The 18,967-nt window shown below is 70.3% G+C and carries 18 protein-coding genes and 1 riboswitch; of the genes, 15 read left to right on the plus strand and 3 right to left on the minus strand.

What is annotated here, in order from left to right; all coding sequences use genetic code 11:
- The first annotated feature begins 84 nt into the window (after positions 1–84).
- The 4 genes from coxB to ABZ354_RS04600 all read left to right on the plus strand — a co-directional run bounded on the left by coxB (position 85) and on the right by ABZ354_RS04600 (position 4,537).
- On the plus strand, positions 85–1,005 hold the full coding sequence (gene coxB / locus ABZ354_RS04585; RefSeq protein WP_358653159.1) for a cytochrome c oxidase subunit II: 921 nt from the start codon (positions 85–87) through the stop codon (positions 1,003–1,005).
- Positions 1,002–2,744 carry a cytochrome c oxidase subunit I gene (ctaD, locus tag ABZ354_RS04590; protein WP_358652864.1) on the plus strand — a complete coding sequence of 581 codons (1,743 nt, stop codon included), beginning with the start codon at positions 1,002–1,004 and terminating at the stop codon, positions 2,742–2,744. The genes coxB and ctaD overlap by 4 nt, the downstream gene beginning before the upstream one ends.
- Complete coding sequence (locus ABZ354_RS04595) at positions 2,741–3,139, plus strand: cytochrome c oxidase subunit 4 (RefSeq protein ID WP_358652866.1); 399 nt, start codon at positions 2,741–2,743, stop codon at positions 3,137–3,139. Before ctaD ends, ABZ354_RS04595 begins: the two co-directional genes overlap by 4 nt.
- 129 nt (positions 3,140–3,268) lie before the next feature.
- Entirely contained in the window at positions 3,269–4,537 is a 1,269-nt protein-coding gene (locus ABZ354_RS04600) for an Ig-like domain-containing protein (protein WP_358652868.1), read from the plus strand.
- A 28-nt stretch (positions 4,538–4,565) separates the two neighbouring features.
- On the opposite strand, the gene ABZ354_RS04605 is transcribed toward ABZ354_RS04600, so the two are convergent.
- Positions 4,566–4,967 carry a hypothetical protein gene (locus ABZ354_RS04605; RefSeq protein WP_358652870.1) on the minus strand — a complete coding sequence of 134 codons (402 nt, stop codon included), beginning with the start codon at positions 4,965–4,967 and terminating at the stop codon, positions 4,566–4,568.
- Positions 4,968–5,111: 144 nt separating this feature from the next.
- Between ABZ354_RS04605 and ABZ354_RS04610 the strand changes: the two genes are divergently transcribed.
- The 6 genes from ABZ354_RS04610 to ABZ354_RS04635 all read left to right on the plus strand — a co-directional run bounded on the left by ABZ354_RS04610 (position 5,112) and on the right by ABZ354_RS04635 (position 12,262).
- The gene (locus ABZ354_RS04610) at positions 5,112–5,732 is read left to right on the plus strand and encodes a heme-copper oxidase subunit III (RefSeq protein WP_358652872.1); all 621 of its coding nucleotides are present in this window, start codon (positions 5,112–5,114) and stop codon (positions 5,730–5,732) included.
- Positions 5,733–5,798: 66 nt separating this feature from the next.
- Entirely contained in the window at positions 5,799–6,608 is an 810-nt protein-coding gene (locus ABZ354_RS04615) for a c-type cytochrome (RefSeq protein WP_358652874.1), read from the plus strand.
- Complete coding sequence (locus ABZ354_RS04620) at positions 6,605–7,663, plus strand: Rieske 2Fe-2S domain-containing protein (protein ID WP_358652876.1); 1,059 nt, start codon at positions 6,605–6,607, stop codon at positions 7,661–7,663. The genes ABZ354_RS04615 and ABZ354_RS04620 overlap by 4 nt, the downstream gene beginning before the upstream one ends.
- Positions 7,660–9,303 carry a cytochrome bc complex cytochrome b subunit gene (locus ABZ354_RS04625; RefSeq protein ID WP_358652878.1) on the plus strand — a complete coding sequence of 548 codons (1,644 nt, stop codon included), beginning with the start codon at positions 7,660–7,662 and terminating at the stop codon, positions 9,301–9,303. The genes ABZ354_RS04620 and ABZ354_RS04625 overlap by 4 nt, the downstream gene beginning before the upstream one ends.
- Before the next feature lie 124 nt (positions 9,304–9,427).
- Positions 9,428–10,492 carry an anthranilate phosphoribosyltransferase gene (trpD, locus tag ABZ354_RS04630; RefSeq protein ID WP_358652880.1) on the plus strand — a complete coding sequence of 355 codons (1,065 nt, stop codon included), beginning with the start codon at positions 9,428–9,430 and terminating at the stop codon, positions 10,490–10,492.
- 83 nt (positions 10,493–10,575) lie between these two features.
- A riboswitch (SAM riboswitch) is annotated at positions 10,576–10,692 on the plus strand.
- A 166-nt stretch (positions 10,693–10,858) separates the two neighbouring features.
- Positions 10,859–12,262: an aminotransferase class V-fold PLP-dependent enzyme gene (locus ABZ354_RS04635; protein WP_358652882.1), complete on the plus strand. Its 1,404-nt coding sequence runs from the start codon at positions 10,859–10,861 to the stop codon at positions 12,260–12,262.
- A gap of 45 nt (positions 12,263–12,307) precedes the next feature.
- Here ABZ354_RS04635 and ABZ354_RS04640 read toward each other — a convergent pair whose 3' ends face one another.
- Positions 12,308–12,589, minus strand: coding sequence for an Lrp/AsnC ligand binding domain-containing protein (locus ABZ354_RS04640; RefSeq protein WP_358652884.1), 282 nt, complete (start codon positions 12,587–12,589; stop codon positions 12,308–12,310).
- Positions 12,586–13,320 (minus strand): rhomboid family intramembrane serine protease, encoded by a 735-nt coding sequence (locus ABZ354_RS04645; protein ID WP_358652886.1) that lies wholly within the window; start codon positions 13,318–13,320, stop codon positions 12,586–12,588. The genes ABZ354_RS04640 and ABZ354_RS04645 overlap by 4 nt, the downstream gene beginning before the upstream one ends.
- Before the next feature lie 154 nt (positions 13,321–13,474).
- Here ABZ354_RS04645 and ABZ354_RS04650 point away from each other — a divergent pair, with 154 nt between their 5' ends.
- The 5 genes from ABZ354_RS04650 (at position 13,475) to ABZ354_RS04670 (ending at position 18,918) form a co-directional block, all read left to right on the plus strand.
- Complete coding sequence (locus ABZ354_RS04650; RefSeq protein WP_358652888.1) at positions 13,475–13,714, plus strand: hypothetical protein; 240 nt, start codon at positions 13,475–13,477, stop codon at positions 13,712–13,714.
- An 84-nt stretch (positions 13,715–13,798) separates the two neighbouring features.
- On the plus strand, positions 13,799–15,142 hold the full coding sequence (locus ABZ354_RS04655) for an NYN domain-containing protein (protein ID WP_358652890.1): 1,344 nt from the start codon (positions 13,799–13,801) through the stop codon (positions 15,140–15,142).
- A 232-nt stretch (positions 15,143–15,374) separates the two neighbouring features.
- Positions 15,375–16,412 carry an NlpC/P60 family protein gene (locus ABZ354_RS04660; RefSeq protein ID WP_358652892.1) on the plus strand — a complete coding sequence of 346 codons (1,038 nt, stop codon included), beginning with the start codon at positions 15,375–15,377 and terminating at the stop codon, positions 16,410–16,412.
- A gap of 259 nt (positions 16,413–16,671) precedes the next feature.
- Complete coding sequence (locus ABZ354_RS04665; protein WP_358652894.1) at positions 16,672–17,694, plus strand: NlpC/P60 family protein; 1,023 nt, start codon at positions 16,672–16,674, stop codon at positions 17,692–17,694.
- Positions 17,695–17,727: 33 nt separating this feature from the next.
- Positions 17,728–18,918 (plus strand): hypothetical protein, encoded by a 1,191-nt coding sequence (locus ABZ354_RS04670; protein ID WP_358652896.1) that lies wholly within the window; start codon positions 17,728–17,730, stop codon positions 18,916–18,918.
- Positions 18,919–18,967: the final 49 nt, after the last annotated feature.

The raw sequence follows: 18,967 nt of genomic DNA on the forward strand, positions 1-18,967 counted from the left end.
GGAAGGCGCTACGTGAGTCCCAACGGCTCCGATCTCCCCCACCGCCTGAAGGGCGTGGGCGGTACCCCCTCGCCGCGGCGCCCGATGCGGCGGAAGCTGCTGCAGGCACTGACCGCGGGCCTGGTCCTGGCGACCGCCACCGGTTGCACCTACGAGGACTTCCCCCGCCTCGGCATGCCCACCCCGACCACGGAAGAGGCTCCCCGGATCCTCTCCCTGTGGCAGGGCTCGTGGGCCGCCGCGCTCGCCGTCGGCGTGCTGGTGTGGGGCCTGATCCTCTGGAGTGCATTCTTCCACCGGCGCAGCCGAACCAAGGTCGAAGTTCCCCCGCAGACCCGGTACAACATGCCCATCGAGGCGCTGTACACCGTGGTCCCGCTCATCATCGTCTCGGTGCTGTTCTACTTCACGGCCCGTGACGAGTCCGAGCTCCTGAAGCTGGACAAGAAGCCCGACGTCACGGTCAACGTGGTCGGCTTCCAGTGGAGCTGGTGCTTCAACTACGTCGAGAGCGTGTCCGGCTCCTCGGGGGACGCCAAGTCCGCCAAGGAACTGAGCGCGATCCCGGACCGGTTCAAGGACCAGTTCCCGGCGAACGCCGGCGGTGTCTACGAATGCGGCGTGCCCGGCTCCCGCAACCCGCAGACCCACAACCCGGGCCCGACGCTCTGGCTGCCCGAGGGCAAGCGGGTCCGCTTCGTCCTCACCTCGCGCGACGTCATCCACTCCTTCTGGGTGGTGCCGTTCCTGATGAAGCAGGACGTCATCCCGGGCCACACCAACGCCTTCGAGGTGACCCCCAACAAGGAGGGCACCTACCTGGGCAAGTGCGCCGAGCTGTGCGGCGTCGACCACTCCCGGATGCTGTTCAACGTGAAGGTCGTCTCCCAGGAGCGGTACGAGCAGCACCTCAAGGACCTCGCGAAGAAGGGGCAGACCGGTTACGTTCCCGCTGGCATCGCGCAGACGAGCCACGAGAAGAACCGGGAGACGAACCAACTGTGAGCATCGTCAACGAACCTCAGGGCGCCGCCGCGCCGACTGAAGACTCGTATTACGAGGACGAGCTGCCGGTGCGGCGCAAGCAGCCGGGCAACGCCGTGGTGAAGTGGCTGACGACCACCGACCACAAGACGATCGGCACGCTGTACCTGGCCACCTCGTTCGTGTTCTTCTGCATCGGTGGCGTCATGGCGCTGCTCATGCGCGCCGAGCTGGCCCGGCCGGGCCTGCAGATCATGTCGAACGAGCAGTTCAACCAGGCGTTCACGATGCACGGCACGATCATGCTGCTGATGTTCGCGACGCCGCTGTTCGCCGGCTTCGCGAACTGGATCATGCCGCTGCAGATCGGCGCGCCCGACGTGGCCTTCCCGCGGCTGAACATGTTCGCCTACTGGCTCTACCTGTTCGGTTCGACCATCGCGGTCGGTGGTTTCCTCACCCCGCAGGGTGCGGCCGACTTCGGCTGGTTCGCCTACTCCCCGCTGTCGGACGCGGTCCGCTCGCCGGGCCTGGGCGCCGACCTGTGGATCATGGGTCTGGCCTTCTCCGGCTTCGGCACCATCCTCGGCTCGGTCAACTTCATCACCACGATCATCTGCATGCGTGCACCCGGCATGACCATGTTCCGCATGCCGGTGTTCACGTGGAACGTGCTGCTGACCGGTGTGCTGGTCCTGCTGGCCTTCCCGGTGCTGGCCGCCGCGCTCTTCGCGCTGGAGGCGGACCGCAAGTTCGGCGCGCACATCTTCGACCCGGCCAACGGCGGGGCGCTGCTGTGGCAACACCTCTTCTGGTTCTTCGGCCATCCAGAGGTGTACATCATCGCGCTGCCGTTCTTCGGCATCATCAGTGAGATCATCCCGGTCTTCAGCCGCCGTCCGATCTTCGGTTACATGAACCTGATCGCGGCGACCATCGCCATCGCCGGTCTCTCGGTGACGGTGTGGGCGCACCACATGTACGTCACCGGTGGCGTGCTGTTGCCGTTCTTCTCCTTCATGACGTTCCTGATCGCCGTCCCGACCGGTGTGAAGATCTTCAACTGGATCGGCACGATGTGGAAGGGCTCGCTGTCCTTCGAGACGCCGATGCTCTGGGCGATGGGCTTCCTCATCACCTTCACCTTCGGTGGCCTGACCGGCGTCATCCTGGCCTCGCCCCCGATGGACTTCCACATCTCCGACTCCTACTTCGTGGTGGCGCACTTCCACTACGTGGTGTTCGGCACCGTGGTCTTCGCGATGTTCTCCGGCTTCCACTTCTGGTGGCCGAAGATGACCGGCAAGATGCTCGACGAGCGGCTCGGCAAGATCACCTTCTGGACGCTGTTCTTCGGCTTCCACGGCACGTTCCTCGTCCAGCACTGGCTGGGCGCCGAGGGCATGCCGCGCCGGTACGCCGACTACCTGGCGGCCGACGGTTTCACCGCCCTGAACACGTTCTCCACGATCAGCTCGTTCGTCCTCGGCATGTCCGTCCTGCCGTTCCTCTACAACGTGTGGAAGACCGCCAAGTACGGCAAGAAGATCGAGGTCGACGACCCGTGGGGCTACGGCCGTTCGCTCGAGTGGGCGACGTCCTGCCCGCCGCCGCGGCACAACTTCCTCACCCTGCCGCGGATCCGCAGTGAATCCCCGGCGTTCGACCTGCACCACCCGGAGATCGCCGCGCTCGACGAGCTCGAGAACATCGGTCACGGGGAGAAGGCCCTCGCTGGGGGCAAGGAGGCCGGCAAGTGAAGATCCAGGGCAAGATGTTCATGTGGCTGAGCGTCTTCGTCCTCGCCATGGCAGTCGTCTATGGCGTGTGGTCGAAGGAGCCGGCCGGTACCACGGCCCTCTTCCTGGCCTTCGGCCTGTGCATCATGATCGGCTTCTACCTGGGCTTCACGGCCAAGCGGGTGGACGCCGGAGCGCAGGACAACAAGGAGGCGGACGTCGCGGACGACGCCGGCGAGGTCGGGTTCTTCAGCCCGCACAGCTGGCAGCCGCTGTCCCTCGCGGTGGGAGGTGCCTTCGCCTTCCTGTCCATCGCCATCGGCTGGTGGCTGATGTACTTCTCGGCGCCCCTGGTCCTCATCGGCATCTGGGGCTGGGTCTTCGAGTACTACCGCGGTGAGAACCGCACCCAGTAGCGCGGGCGAAACCCCCGGGAGCCCGGGCACTCCGAACGGAGTGCCCGGGCTCCGTCTTTCGCTCCACACGGTTCACCCGTGCGGCTTACCCACCGCGCCGCCCCCGGCGAGGCTCCCTACGTTGAGGCCATGAGCCACACCGACTCCCCGCGCAGCCGGACCGCCGTCGGCTGCACGCTCCTCGTGATCGCCCTCGGCGCCGGTCTCACCGCCTGCAGCGCCGAGGACAGCCCGCTCGCGTCCGAGCCGTACGACGCGGCGGACCAGGTCTCCTTCAACGGTCTCTCCGGCGAGGGGAAGCTCACCGACCCGGACAGGCCGCTGGAGGTCCTCGTCCAGGACGCCGACGGCCGCATCACCGACGTCACCGCCGTGGACGCGGCGGGGCGCTACGTGGCGGGCGAACTCGCCGCCGACGGCAGCCGCTGGAACAGCACCTCACCGCTGGCCGCGGGCGCCCGCTACACGGTCCGGGTGAGCACGGAGAACGAGAGCGGCTCGCCCGGCCGGAAGGTCTTCACCTTCGACACCGGCAGGCCCTCCGCCAAGAAGCGCCTGAACGTCACCTTCGGCCCCCGGAAGGGCACCTACGGCGTCGGCCAGCCCCTCACCGCCCAGCTCTCCCAGCCCGTGCGGGAGCGGGCGCAGCGGGCCGTGGTGGAACGCGCCCTCAAGGTGCGCTCGACCCCGTGGGTGGAGGGCGGCTGGCACTGGGTGGACGACAAGGAACTCCACTACCGGCCCAAGGACTACTGGCCCGCCCACAGCACCGTCGAGGTGAGCAGCCACCTGGAGGGCATCAAGATCGGCAACCGGGTGTGGGGAGGCCGGGCCAAGCCCCTGAAGATCTCCATCGGGGACCAGGTCGTCGCCGTCACCGACGCCGCCGCCCACCAACTGACGCTGTTCAAGAACGGCGAGGAGGTCAAGTCGGTCCCGGTCACCACCGGAAAACCCGGCTTCGAGACCCGCAACGGTGTCAAGGTCGTCATCGGCAAGGAGTACTTCGTCCGCATGCGCGGCACCAGCATCGGCATATCCGCCGACAGCTCCGAGAGCTACGACCTGCCCGTGTACTACGCCACTCGCGTGACATGGAGTGGTGAATACGTGCACGCAGCGCCCTGGTCCGTGGGCTCCCAGGGCGCGGCGAACGTCAGCCACGGCTGCACCGGCATGAGCACGGCCAACGCCGAGTGGTTCTTCGACAGCGTCCGCGAGGGCGACGTCGTCAAGGTCGAGAACTCGGGCGGCGACACCATGGAACCGTTCGGCAACGGCTTCGGGGACTGGAACGTCCCCTGGCAGAAGTGGCAGGAGGGCAGCGCCCTGAACGCGGGCCCGTCCCAGGCGGCGGATGCCCTCCAGACCGCACGTCTGCGTCCCACGGCGACGTGATCCCGGCCGAGCGCCGGGCCGCCGCGCCCTAAGCGTCCAAGGACGCCTTGGGCCGCAGCAGAGAGGCGAGGGCGTTCGCGAACTCCACGGGCTCCACCGGCAGCGTCACCGCGGCCTCGGCCCGGCTCCAGGTGGCCAGCCACGCGTCCTGCGGGCGCCCGATCAGCAGCAGCACCGGCGGACAGTGGAACACCTCGTCCTTGATCTGCCGGCACATGCCCATGCCGCCCATGGGCACGGCCTCGCCGTCCAGCACACAGACGTCGATGCCGCCCCTGTCCAGCTCCTTGAGGACGGCCGCAGGTGTCGCACATTCCAAGAACTCGACCAGCGGGGCGTCGGGAGCGGGCCGTCGGCCGGTGGCCAACCGCACCTGCTCCCGGGTGTTGGCGTTGTCGCTGTAGACCAGCACCGTGGCGGTCGGCTGCATTGTTCCTCCGTGACGTCTACGTCGTAAGGACAGGCCCGTGGGGCGGATGCTACTCCTCCGAACCCCACGTCAACAGCGGTACCACCGGCCCAGACACTCCGAACGGCACCCCCCGGAGTGAGGGCGGGATAAGCGACCGACATAATGTCGGTCGTGGCGACAGCAACGACAGTAGAAACCGGGCACGCGCACCCGTCGGTCAACCGGCCGAACCTCGTCAGCGTCGGAACCATCATCTGGTTGAGTTCCGAGCTGATGTTCTTCGCGGCCCTCTTCGCGATGTACTTCACCCTGCGATCGGTGACAGGGCCCGACCACTGGAAGGAAATGGCGGATGCGCTGAACTTCCCGTTCTCGGCGGCCAACACCACGGTCCTGGTGCTTTCCTCCCTCACCTGCCAGCTCGGCGTCTTCGCCGCCGAGCGCGGTGATGTGAAGAAGCTACGGGGCTGGTTCATCGTCACCTTCATCATGGGTGCGATCTTCATCGGCGGCCAGGTCTTCGAGTACACCGAGCTCGTGAAGCACGAGGGCCTCTCGCTCTCCTCCGACCCGTACGGCTCGGTCTTCTACCTGACGACCGGCTTCCACGGCCTGCACGTGACAGGCGGCCTCATCGCCTTCCTGCTGGTCCTCGGCCGTACCTACGCGGCCAGCAGGTTCACCCACGAGCAGGCGACCGCCGCCATCGTCGTGTCCTATTACTGGCACTTCGTCGATGTCGTCTGGATCGGCCTTTTCGCCACGATCTACATGATCAAGTAGTCGGGACCACTCCCGACCACCTCTCCAGAAGCATCGACGCAGAAGATCCTGACACCGGGGTAATCCGTGAAAAAGCTCTCCGCACGACGACGCCATCCGCTGGCGGCGCTCGTCGTCCTACTCCTCGCGCTGGCATGCACCGGGGGGCTGTACGCCGTGTTCGCGCCCGCGGACGAGGCGAAGGCCGACGTCACCGCCCAGTCCCTCACCATCGAGGAGGGCAAGAAGCTCTACTCGGTCGGCTGCGCCAGCTGCCACGGCACCGGCGGTCAGGGCGGCAGTGACGGCCCCAGCCTGGTCGGCGTGGGCGCCGCGGCCGTCGACTTCCAGGTGGGCACCGGCCGCATGCCGGCCCAGCAGCCCGGCCCCCAGGTGCCGGCCAAGAAGGTCATCTACTCGCAGGCCGAGATCGACCAGCTGGCGGCGTTCGTCGCCTCCCTGGGCTCCGGTCCCACCGTCCCGACCGCCGAGCAGTACGGCCCGGAGGGCGCGGACGTCGCCAAGGGCGGTGACCTGTTCCGCAACAACTGCGCGCAGTGCCACAACTTCACCGGCAAGGGCGGTGCGCTGACGCACGGCAAGTTCGCGCCTTCGCTCGAGGGTGTCGACCCGAAGCACATCTACGAGGCCATGCAGACCGGCCCGCAGAACATGCCGTCCTTCCCCGACACCACGCTGACGGAGAAGAACAAGAAGGACATCATCGCGTACCTCGACGCGGTCAACGGCGACAAGAGCCAGAGCCCGGGCGGTCTCGAGCTGGGCGGACTCGGTCCGGTCAGTGAGGGTCTGTTCGGCTGGATCTTCGGCCTGGGCGGGCTGATCGCCGTCGCCGTCTGGGTCGCCGCTCGGACCGCAAAGGCCAAGAAGTCATGAGTAGCCAAGACATTCCCGAAGAGAACCTGCCCGCTGCGCAGGACAGCACGCACGGCGCGGTGGACGTCGCGGACGACACGCACCCGTTCGCGGACCCGGGCCTGCCGCCCCACGAGCCGCGGATCCAGGACATCGACGAGCGGGCCGCCAAGCGGTCCGAGCGTGCGGTCGCCCTGATGTTCACGATGTCGATGCTGGCGACCATCGGCTTCATCGTCGCGTTCGTGACCATCCCGATCGACCGGGCCGTCTACATTTTCGCGGTCGGCAACGTCAGCGCGCTGAACTTCGCGCTCGGCGTGACCCTGGGCCTGGCCCTGTTCTGCATCGGCGCCGGTTCGGTCCACTGGGCCCGCACGCTGATGGCCGACGTGGAGATGTCCGACGAGCGCCACCCCATCGAGGCCTCCCCCGAGCTGCGCGCGCGGATCCACGAGGACTGGCGCCAGGGTGCCAAGGAGTCGGGCCTCGGCCGCCGCAAGCTGATCCGCAACACGATGCTCGGCGCGCTCACCCTGGTCCCGCTGACCAGCATCGTCCTGCTGCGCGACCTCGGTCCGCTGCCCGGCACGAAGCTGCGCCAGACCCTGTGGTCCAAGGGCAAGCTGCTCGTCAACATGAACACGAACGAGCCGCTGCGTCCGTCCGACGTCGCGGTGGGCTCGCTCACCTTCGCCAAGCCCGAGGGCCTGGAGGAGCACGACCACCACTTCCAGAACGAGATCGCCAAGGCCGCCCTGATGATCGTCCGCCTTCAGCCGGACGACATCAAGGACAAGCGCGAGCTGGAGTGGTCGCACGAGGGCATCGTCGCGTACTCGAAGATCTGCACCCACGTGGGCTGCCCGATCTCCCTGTACGAGCAGCAGACGCACCACGTACTGTGCCCCTGCCACCAGTCCACCTTCGACCTCTCCGACGGTGCCCGCGTGATCTTCGGTCCCGCCGGCCACGCCCTGCCGCAGCTGCGCATCGGCGTGAACGAGGAGGGTTACCTCGAGGCGCTCAGCGACTTCGAAGAGCCCGTCGGTCCTGCCTTCTGGGAGCGCGGATGAGCACCACCAGCACCACCGGCACCACGTCCCGCACACGCGGGAAGGCCTCGGCCGGCGAGCGTGCCGCCGACTGGGCCGACGGACGGCTGGGCCTCTTCTCCCTGGCCAAGTCCAACATGCGCAAGATCTTCCCGGACCACTGGTCCTTCATGCTGGGCGAGATCTGCCTGTACACCTTCCTGATCATCATCCTCACGGGTGTGTACCTGACGCTGTTCTTCCACCCGTCGATGAACGAGGTGGAGTACCACGGCAGCTACGTCCCGATGCAGGGCGTGATGATGAGCGAGGCGTACGCCTCCACGCTCGACATCAGCTTCGACGTGCGTGGCGGTCTGCTCATCCGGCAGATCCACCACTGGGCGGCGATCGTCTTCCTCGCCGGCATGTTCGCGCACATGATGCGCGTGTTCTTCACCGGCGCGTTCCGCAAGCCGCGCGAGATCAACTGGCTGTTCGGCTTCCTGCTGTTCGTCCTGGGCATGTTCACCGGGTTCACCGGCTACTCGCTCCCGGACGACCTGCTCTCCGGCACCGGTGTCCGCTTCACGCAGGGCGCCATCCTGTCGGTGCCGATCGTCGGCACGTACATCTCGATGTTCCTGTTCGGCGGGGAGTTCCCGGGCGGCGACTTCGTCGCGCGGTTCTACTCGATCCACATCCTGCTGCTGCCGGGCATCATGCTCGGCCTGGTGACCGCCCACCTCATCCTGGTGTTCTTCCACAAGCACACGCAGTACGCGGGTCCCGGGCGGACCAACAAGAACGTCGTCGGCATGCCGCTGCTGCCGGTCTACACGGCGAAGGCCGGAGGCTTCTTCTTCCTGGTCTTCGGTGTGATCGCCGCGCTCGCCGGCATCGCCTCGGTCAACCCGATCTGGGTGCTCGGGCCGTACCGTCCGGACCACGTGTCCACGGGCGCCCAGCCCGACTGGTACATGGGCTTCGCCGAGGGCCTGGTCCGCGCCATGCCGGGCTGGGAGATCAACCTCTGGGGTCACACGCTCGTCCTGGGCGTGTTCATCCCGCTGGTGGTCTTCGGTCTGTTCCTCGGCGTGCTCGCCCTGTACCCGTTCATCGAGTCCTGGATCACCGGGGACAAGCGCGAGCACCACATCCTGGACCGCCCGCGCAACGCCCCGACGCGGACCGCGTTCGGTGTCGCCTGGCTGACCGCGTACATGATCATGCTGATCGGCGGCGGCAACGACATCGTGGCCACGCACTTCCACCTGTCGATCAACGCGGTCACCTGGTTCGTCCGTATCAGCTTCTTCGCCGGTCCGGTCGTCGCCTTCGTGATCACCAAGCGGTTCTGCCTCGGCCTCCAGCGCCGGGACTACGAGAAGGTGCTGCACGGCCGCGAGTCGGGCATCATCAAGCGCATGCCGCACGGTGAGTACATCGAGGTGCACGAGCCGCTCAGCCAGGAGCAGCTGTTCACGCTCACCGCTCACGAACAGTACAAGCCGGCCGAGCTCGGCCCGGCGGTCGACGAGAACGGTGTCGAGCGGAAGGTGAAGGGCTCCGAGAAGCTGCGCGTCAAGCTCAGCAAGGCGTACTACGGCCCGGAGTCCCAGATCCCGAAGCCGACCGTCGAGGAGTACAAGGAGATCACGAGCGGCCACGGCCACCACTGATCGCTGCCTTCGCCACACCACGCGGAAGGGCCCCGTCCCGATTTACGGACGGGGCCCTTCGCCGTGTCCGGGGCTGGATAGGGTGGGGACCAGTCTGAACGTGGCGACGAACCAGGAGCGGCTGATGAGCGCTGTGACCCCCGCTGGAGGCGACACCGCGGCGGGCCGCACCTGGCCCGCCCTGCTCAACGGTCTGCTGGACCGCAAGGACCTGAGCGCCGACGACACGGCGTGGGCGATGGACCTGATCATGCGCGGCGAGGCGACCGACGCGCAGATCGCGGGCTTCGCGGTGGCCCTGCGTGCCAAGGGCGAGACGGTCGAGGAGATCACCGGCCTGGTCCGCACGATGTACGCGCACGCCCATGTGATCCACGTGCCGGGCGAGACCGTCGACATCGTCGGCACCGGCGGCGACGGGGCCAGGACGGTGAACATCTCCACCATGTCCGCCGTCGTCGTCGCGGGCACCGGCGCCAAGGTCGTCAAGCACGGCAACCGCGCCGCGTCCTCCGCGTCCGGGGCGTCCGACGTACTGGAGAAGCTCGGGGTGAACCTGGAGCTGACGCCGAAGCGGGTGGCCGAGGTCGCCGAGGAGTCCGGCATCACCTTCTGCTTCGCGGTGAAGTTCCACCCGGCGCTGCGCCACGTGGCGGCGGCGCGCGGCCAGCTCGGCATCCGCACGGTGTTCAACTTCCTGGGCCCGCTGACCAACCCGGCGCAGGTGACGTCCCAGGCGGTCGGCGTGGCCGACGCGCGGATGGCGCCGATCATCGCCGGCGTGTTCGCCGAGCGCGGCAACTCCTCACTGGTGTTCCGCGGCGACGACGGCCTGGACGAGCTGACCACGACGGCCACGTCCCACGTGTGGGTGGTCCGGGACGGCTCGGTGTCCGCGGAGACCTTCGACCCGAGGGACGTCGGCCTCGACCTGGTTCCCGTCGAGGCGCTGCGCGGCGCGGACGCCTCGTACAACGCCGACGTCGCCCGCAGGCTGCTGGACGGCGAGACCGGCCCGGTCCGCGACGCCGTGCTGCTGAACTCGGCGGCGGCCCTGGTGGCCCTCGAACCCTCCGGCGCACCGCTGACCGAGCAGATCCGCGCCGGCATGGCACGGGCCGCCGAGGCGATCGACTCGGGCGCCGCCAAGAGGGCCCTGGACCGCTGGGTGACGGCCAGCAACGCCTGACGCGCACCGCCCTGGGGGACGCACGTCCCGCGATCCGGACACGGGTTGCGGGACGTCGATCGTTTCCCTTACGTTCCTGTGCAGGTCATGAGTGACAGTCATGCGGCCCCGGCCGACTGTCCGGCAACCCTCCGTCCGTGGCGGGGTGCCCCGGGTGAAGACCAGGTCGCAGCCAGCAAGGACTGCGGCAAGCGCGGACCCCTCGTGCCACCAGGGGTCCTGGTCGTCGAGGAGCCTCCCGTGAGCAAGCGAATGCGTTAGGGCCGCAGAGCCCCGCCTCCGCATCCCCCTTCTGGATCGTCCCTCCGCGCTTGAGCGTCGCCCGCTCGCGCGGTGCTTCCACCTGCCACGTACGGGAGTTCCGCCATGTCTTCCTCCGCCGCGCCGTCCCCCGCCGCGCCGTCCTCCTCCTGCCCGACCGTCTGCGCCCCGCTGCCCGTGCTGGGACGGGACGTCACCGTGCCGCTCGTCACCGGCGGCGAGGTCACCTACGCCGCGCTCGACTGCGCCGCCAGCGCGCCCGCCCTGCAACGCGTCTGGGACGACGTCGCCGCGTACGCGCCGTACTACGGGAGCGTGCACCGGGGCGCCGGGTACCTGTCGCAGCTGTCCACCGACCTGTTCGAGAACGCCCGCCGGACCGTCGCCGGATTCCTCGGCTGCCGCGACGACGACCAGGTCGTCTTCACCCGGTCCACCACCGACTCCCTGAACCTGCTCGCCGCGGCGCTCCCGGCCGGCTGTGAGGTGTTCGTCTTCGAGACCGAGCACCACGCCGCCCTGCTGCCCTGGCGCGGCGCCCGCGTCACCTTCCTCGACGCCCCGCGCAGCCCCCGGCAGGCGGTCGTGGCCCTGGAGCGCGCCCTCGCCGGCCGTGACCCGCACGGTCCTGCCCTGGTGTGCGTCACCGGTGCCTCCAACGTCACCGGCGAGCTGTGGCCGGTGCGGGAGCTGGCCGCGGCCGCGCACGCGCACGGCGCCCGGATCGTCCTCGACGCCGCCCAGCTCGCGCCCCACCATCCGGTGTCCGTACGTGACCTGGACGTCGACTGGGTCGCCTTCTCCGGGCACAAGCTGTACGCGCCGTTCGGCTCGGGTGTGCTGGCAGGGCGGGCCGACTGGCTGCGGGAGGCGGAGCCGTACCTGGCCGGGGGCGGCGCCAGCCGGGCGGTGGCGCGGCGCGCGGACGGGGGAGTGGACGTCGAGTGGCACGACACGGCCGCCCGGCACGAGGCCGGTTCGCCCAACGTCATCGGTGCCTACGCCGTCGCCTCCGCCTGCAAGGCCCTCACCGAGGCCGGGTTCGAGGCGCTCGTCGCCCGCGAGGAGTACCTGATCCGCAGGGTGCGGGAGGGGCTCGCCGACGTGCCGGAGGTGCGGGTCCTGTCGCTGTTCGGGGACCACGCCCCGCGCGTCGGCGTCCTGTCGTTCGTCGTGGACGGCTGGAACAGTTCCCACTTCGCAGCAGCCCTGTCGGCCGAGTACGGCATCGGCGTACGCGACGGGCTGTTCTGCGCCCACCCCCTGCTGCGCACCCTGCTGGGCAGTGACCCGCAGGCGCAGGGCGAGTGCGGGGCGCCCGGGGCCTCGCCCGGCGGCAAGTCTCTCAACGCGATCCGGGTCAGCTTCGGCGCGGGCACCCCCGACGAGCACGTCGACCGCTTCGTGACCGCCTGCCGGGAGCTGGTGCGCGACGGAGCCCGCTGGAACTACCGCACCGAGGACGGCCGTTGCGTGCCCGACACCTCGGCGACGCCGACGGCGGCGTAGGCCGGCCGGGGCGGGACCGAGGGTCCGATCGGCTCTCGAGCCGGATCAGCTGTCGAGGCCGATCGCGAAGGCGGCCTCCAGGTCGTGCTGCGAGTAGGTGCGGAACGCCACGTGCGTGTCCGTGCCCTCCACGCCGGGGATCTTGCTGATCCGGCCCGGGATGATCTCCGCGAGATCCTCGTGCTGCCGCACGCGCACCATCGCGATCAGGTCGTACGTCCCGGTGACGGAGAAGACCTCGCTCACGCTGTCCAGCGAGGCGATCCGCTCCGCGATCTCGGGGATCCGGTCCACGCTGGTCTTGATGAGGACGATCGCGGTGATCACGGCTGGTTCTCTCCCTCGGGTGCCGGCGCTGGGGCGTTCCTCACTCTAGCCGTACGCCCGAAGCGCACCCACGCCGCGACGAAGCCCAGCCCGAACCCCACGAGGTGCGCCAGATACGCCACTACCGGGCCCGAGGACGCCCGGCCCGCCGCCAGCCACTGCAGGGCCACCCAGAACGGCAGCACCACCCACGCCGGGAAGCGCAGCGGCAGGAAGAACAGGAAGGGCAGGAGACTGGTGACGCGGGCACGCGGGAACAAGTACAGAAACGCGCCGAGGACCGCCGAGATGGCGCCCGACGCGCCGACCAGGGACTGTGTGGATCCGGCGTTCGCGGCGGCGTAGCCCAGCAGGGCGAGGTAGCCGCAGCCGAGGTAGAAGAGGGTGAACCGTACGCGGCCCATGCGTTCCTCGGTCATCGTCCCGAAGACGTGGAGGAAGAGCATGTTGCCGAGCAGATGCACCCAGCTGCCGTGGACGAACAGCGCCGTCGCCGGGGTGAGGGCGGCGCCCGGGGAGCCGTCGAACAGATCCGCGGGGATCACGCCCCAGCGCCGGAAATAGGCCAGCTGCGCGGTGAGCAGTTCGTCCCCGGTGCCGTACCCGGGGTTGAAGCCCGACGCCGGACCGATCACGAAGACCGCACAGCACAGCGCGATCAGCCCGTACGTCACCGGCGCCGACGGACCCCGGACCGCCCAGGCGGACGGCGCTCTCCAGTTACCGATCATGAACAGAGCATGACGTAACCGGACGCATCGCGACAGACCGCCTCGCCGTCGTGGGCGGACGGGCGGCGGGCGGCCACCAGGCCGTAGGGTTACGAGCCACACGCACCGGGAGCCGGGCGCGTCACGGACACGAGAAGGAAGGCGGGCGGTCACGATGACGGTTTCCCCGCCGACCCGCGGAACGCGGTGGCGCCGCACCCTGTGCGGTGGCCTCCCGCGCCTCGACGTGACCCGCTCCTCCACGGTCGTCGAGTACGTCCACCACGACCTGGCCGGGGAACCGAGGACCGGGGAGCGCGAGGTGGTCGGTGAGACCATCGAGTCGGCGCGGTGCCACTGGTGCAACGCCGTGGACGAGGTGGAACTCGTGGACAGGCCGGCCGCCGGCTCCTGACGGAGCGGGCCCGGCGCAGGGCGATCCCCGACGGGTCCCGATCCGGGACCGCCGAGGGATCCCGCACAGGCATTGGGGTGACGGATGGTGGAGACCACGGGCGGGGGGCCGGAGGACGGCGCCGCCGAGGTGCTCGACCGTCCCCTGCCCGACGGTGTGCGCCGCAGGGTCGTGCAGATCGTGTCCGACGGCTTCGGCGGGCTGACCATGGCCGAGTTGCCGGCGCAGCTCAGACAGTACGCCCGGTTCACGCCGGCGCGGCGGGCCAAGTTCGCGGGCAACGCCATGGCCGCCGCGCTGGAGACCGACCCGCTGTTCCGCCAGCGCATCGGCGAGAAGCTGAGAGAGGCGCAGCCGGAGATCGCCGGCTCCCTGGACTCCGGCGCGCCGCCCCCGGCCGCGGACCCGCTCGACGTGGCGGCCGCGGCCTACGTGCTGCGGCCCACGGACTGGGTCAAACTCGTCACGGCGGCCGGCGAGGAGGCCCTGCGGGCCGACGCCGAACGCGCCGACGAGGAGAGCCGCGCCGAACTGGAGCGGCTGCGCGCCGAACTCGCCCAGGCCCGCGACCACACCCGGGCGGAGATCGAGCGGCTGCGCGCCGAGCTGGAAGCGGCGAAGAGGGAAGCCGAGTCGCTGCACCGCAAGCTGCGCTCCGCCCTCAGCGACGTCAAGCGCGGCGAGGCCGCCCTGCGCAAGGCGCACGCCGAGATCGAGACCGTCCGCGCCGAGGGGCACACCCAGGTGTCCGCCGCCGAGAGCGAGAGCCGCCGGCTCAAGGCCCGCCTGGCCGAGTCGGAGGCCACCTTGGAGGCCACCCGCCGGGCCGCCCGCGAGGGCCGCAGCGTCGAGGACATGCGCGTACGGCTGCTGCTGGACACCCTGCTCGACGCCACACAGGGGCTGCGCCGGGAACTCGCCCTGCCGCCGGTGTCGGTGCGGCCCGCCGAGACCGTGGACGCCGTCGAGCCCGGCCGGATGACCCCGAAGGACATCGCCACCCGCGCCCTGTCCGAGAACGACCCCGCGATCCTCGACCAGCTCCTCGCGCTGCCGCAGGCCCATCTGGTCGTCGACGGCTACAACGTCACCAAGACCGGCTATCCGCAGATGCCGCTGGACAAGCAGCGCCTCAGACTGCTCGGCCAGCTCTCCCAGCTCGCCCTGCAGACCGGGGCCGAGGTGACGTGTGTCTTCGACGGCGCCGAACTGGCGGCGCCCGTGCTGCTCGCGCCGCCGCGCGGGGTGCGGGTGCTGTTCTCCAAGCCGGGCGTCACCGCCGACGAGCTGATCCGCCAGCTGGTGCGCGCCGAGCCGCCCGGCCGGCCCGTCATCGTCGCCTCCACCGACCGCGAGGTGGCCGACGGGATCGCGCGCGCCGGCGCACGCCCGGTCGCATCCGCGGTGCTCCTCAAGCGGCTTTCCTGACCGCTGATTCACTTACGCACCAAGCGCAACGTACCTGTGCTATGCCCGTATTGACGGGACTGTCGCGCGACGTAGCGTCAATGCGGCGTTACCGCAGGTGCCTTGGGGGTAAAGAATGCGATGCGTAACCGGGATATTTCGGCAGAGGATTTGAACTGATCACGGCTCGGTCACTAGGGTCAGCCCTCGAACCCGCGAACGGGTGATCACTGAGGAGAAGGAGCTCGCCCCCGTGGCGTCCCACCGTCGACCCAAGCAGCCGAGCCGCACTCGTGTGACCGTGCTGACCACCGCAGCCGCCGCTGCCGTCGCGCTCAGCTCCCAGGCCGCCAACGCCGCGCCCAGCGAGAAGCCGAGCAAGGACGAAGTCAAGGCCAAGGTGGACAAGCTCTACGAGCAGGCGGAGCACGCCACCGAGAAGTACAACGGGGCCAAGGAGAAGCAGGAGAAGCTCCAGAAGGAGATCTCCACCATCCAGGACAACGTCGCCCGCGGTCAGGAAGAGCTCAACGACCTGCGCGACGGCCTCGGCTCGATGGCCAGCGCCCAGTACCGCTCGGGTGGTATCGACCCCTCCGTGCAGCTGTTCCTCTCCGCAGACCCTGACGACTACCTGGACAAGGCCTCCACCCTCGACCAGCTGAGCGGTCAGCAGATCGAGGGACTGAAGAAGATCCAGGAGAAGCAGCGCGAGCTCGCCCAGGAGCGCGCCGAGGCCTCCGACAAGCTCAAGGACCTGGCGTCCACCAGGACCGAGCTCGGCAAGAAGAAGAAGGAAGTACAGAGCAAGCTCGCCGCCGCGCAGAAGCTGCTCAACACCCTCACCGCCAAGGAGAAGGCCGCCCTCGCCGCCGAGGACGCCCGCGCCACCCGCAGCAGTGAGCGCCAGGCCCTCGGTGGTTCCACCGCCGCCTCCGGCCGGGCCGCCGCGGCCTACTCCGCCGCCCAGTCCAAGCTCGGCTCGCCCTACGTCTACGGCGCCACCGGCCCGTCCTCCTACGACTGCTCGGGCCTGACCTCGTGGGCGTACGCCCAGGCCGGGGTGTCCATCCCCCGCACCTCCGAGGCGCAGTCCGGGATCGGCACCCGCATCAGTGCCGTGGGCGACCTCCAGGTCGGCGACCTGGTGTTCTTCTTCAGCGACCTGCACCACGTCGGTCTGTACGCGGGCAACGGTCAGGTCATCCACGCCCCGCGCACCGGCACGGTCGTCCGCTACGAGTCGATGAGCACCATCGGCGGTCCCTTCATGTGGGGCGTCCGGGTCTGACCCGGCACCCTCCGCATCTCCCTCCGCACTTCCTGAGCTCGCCACGCCGCGGCGCCCGAACGGGCGAATTGCGCGCCGCGTGACGACTCCACGCCCCGTCGGTGACCTGCGTCAGCGGCGGGGCGTCACCGTGCGTGCGCATGGCGGTCGTTGGCCGGCACCCCGTCGCGGGGTTACTGTCTGCCGCGCTTCCCTCACCGCCGGCCCCCCCGGCGCGGGGGAGCCGACGTGTCCGCCAGCGGAAGGAGTACGGCTTCCCGTGGGTTCCCATCGTCGCGTTGCACCGTCCGGTCTCCCCCGGGGCAGGACCGCCGCGCTCGGCGTGCTGTCCGTCGCGGCCGCCGCCCTCGGCGCCGTACCGGGCACCTCGGCCCAGGCCGCGCCGCTCGACGAGACGCGCGCAGAGGTCGACCGTCTGCACACCGCCGCCGAGCGGGCCACCGAGGCCTACCACGCGGCCGGCGAACGCGCCGGCACGCTGCGCCGGCAGATCCGTGCCGCCCAGGACCACGTCGCCCGCCGGCAGCAGCAGGTCAACACCCTGCGGGAGTCGCTCGGTTCGCTGGCCGGAGCCCAGTACCGCGACGGCGGCGTCGACCCGGTCGTCGTCCTGCTGCTCACCTCCGAACCGGACGACTACCTCGACAAGGCAGCCGTGTTCGAACGGATCGGCGCCCGCCGGGCCGGCGAACTGCGCGCCCTCCGCAAGGTCCTGCGCGAACTCGCCCAGGAACGCGCGGAGGCCACCCGCAAGGCCGCCGAACTCGCCGCGACCCGCGGCGCCCTCGCCGCCCACAAGAAGACCGTCGTCCGGAAGCTCGCCGCGGCCCGGCGGCTGCTGAACTCCCTGCCCGACGCCGACCGCGCCGCCTACGACCGTGTCTCCCGCACCGGCCGCACCGCCCTGCCCCTCCCCGGCGGCGGTGCGGCGGCCTCCGGGCGGGCCGCCGCAGCCCTCGCCGCCGCGCAGGCCGCCCTCGGCAGGCCCTACGTCTGGGGTGCCAACGGACCCTCCGCCTTCGACTGCTCGGGCCTGATGCAGTGGGCGTACGCCCGGGCCGGGGTCGCCCTGCCGCGCACCTCGCAGGCGCAGCGGAACGCCGGCCGTCGGGTCCCGCTGTCCGAGGCGCGGCCCGGTGACCTGGTCGTCTACCGGTCCGACGCCAGCCACATCGGGATGTACGCCGGCAACGGGCAGGTGATCCACGCGCCCTATCCGGGGGCCCCGGTGCGCTACGACCCGGTGGGCATGATGCCGGTCTCCGCCGTCACCCGGGTCTGACCGGCCCGGCCGCTCGCGCCTACCCTCGGACAGGTGGCTGGTCGAAGGCGGGTGTCGGGTTCCTCGGTGGTGGCGCTGTGCCTGCTGCTGGTCTCCCTGGTGGCGTGCGGCGGGCCGCCCCGTGCCGAGCCGGTGCGGGCCGACGTGCAGCGGGTCCTCGACCTGCGCGCCGCGGCGCTTCTCGGCCGCGACGAGCGGGCCCTGCTGCGGACCGGCACCCGAAGCCCGTACGACAGTCTGCGGGCCGTGCCGCTGGACGACTGGGCGTACCGCGTGACGGGCGTGCGGCGCGGCGGGGACACGGTCACCGCCGAGACCGAACTGCGCTACCGCGTCCGCGGCTTCGACAGCGGCCCGGTCAGCACGGCCCGCACGCTGCGGCTCAGCAGGGACGCGGACGGCCGGTGGAGGGTGGACTCCGACCGGCCAGCGCGGCGGTCCGCGCAGCAACTGTGGGACCAGGGCGCCGTGCGGGCCGTCCACGGTACGCACAGCCTCGTCCTCGGCGTCGGCCAGTCCCGCGCGGCCCTGGACCGCTACGCGGGGCTCGCCGACCGCGCCGTGCCGGCCGTGTCGGACGCCTGGCACACCACCTGGGCCCGGCGCGTCGTCGTCCTCGTGCCGAAGTCGCTGAAGGGCATGGCCGGGCTGCTGGGTTCGCCCGCCTCCGAGTACCGGGGGATAGCGGCGGTCACCACCGGCGAGACCCGCGCCCGCGACACGGCGCCCGCCGACCGGGTCGTCGTGAACCCCGACGCGTACGGCGCGCTCGGTCCGGTCGGCCGGCAGGTCGTCCTCACCCACGAGACGACCCACGTCGCGACCCGCGCCGACACCTCCCCCGCGACCCCGCTGTGGCTGTCGGAGGGCTACGCCGACTGGGTCGGCTACCGCGGCACCGACCGCACCCCGCAGCAGGCCGCCCCCGAGCTGGCCGCCGCCCTCACCGAGGGACGGCTGCCGACCGGGCTGCCCGAGGACGACGACTTCGGTTTCGACGGCGACGCGAACGCGCTGGCCCGCGCGTACGAGAGCGGCTGGATGGCCTGCCGGATGATCGCGGCCCGCTGGGGCGAGGAACGCCTCGGCGCGTTCTACCGGGCCGTCGGCGACCACGGCTCACGGGACGGCGCGGTCGAGGCCGCGCTCAGCCGGGTGCTGGGGACGACGTCAAAGGAATTCCTCGGCGCGTGGCGGGATTATGTGCGCTCGGAGCTGGGGTGAGCGGGGTGGGGGTTGCCCGCCAGCCCGGGTTCTGCCGGGTCGGCGGTGG

Origin of the sequence: Streptomyces sp. NPDC005925 (genome assembly GCF_040638805.1) — a bacterium.
Lineage (GTDB): Bacteria > Actinomycetota > Actinomycetes > Streptomycetales > Streptomycetaceae > Streptomyces.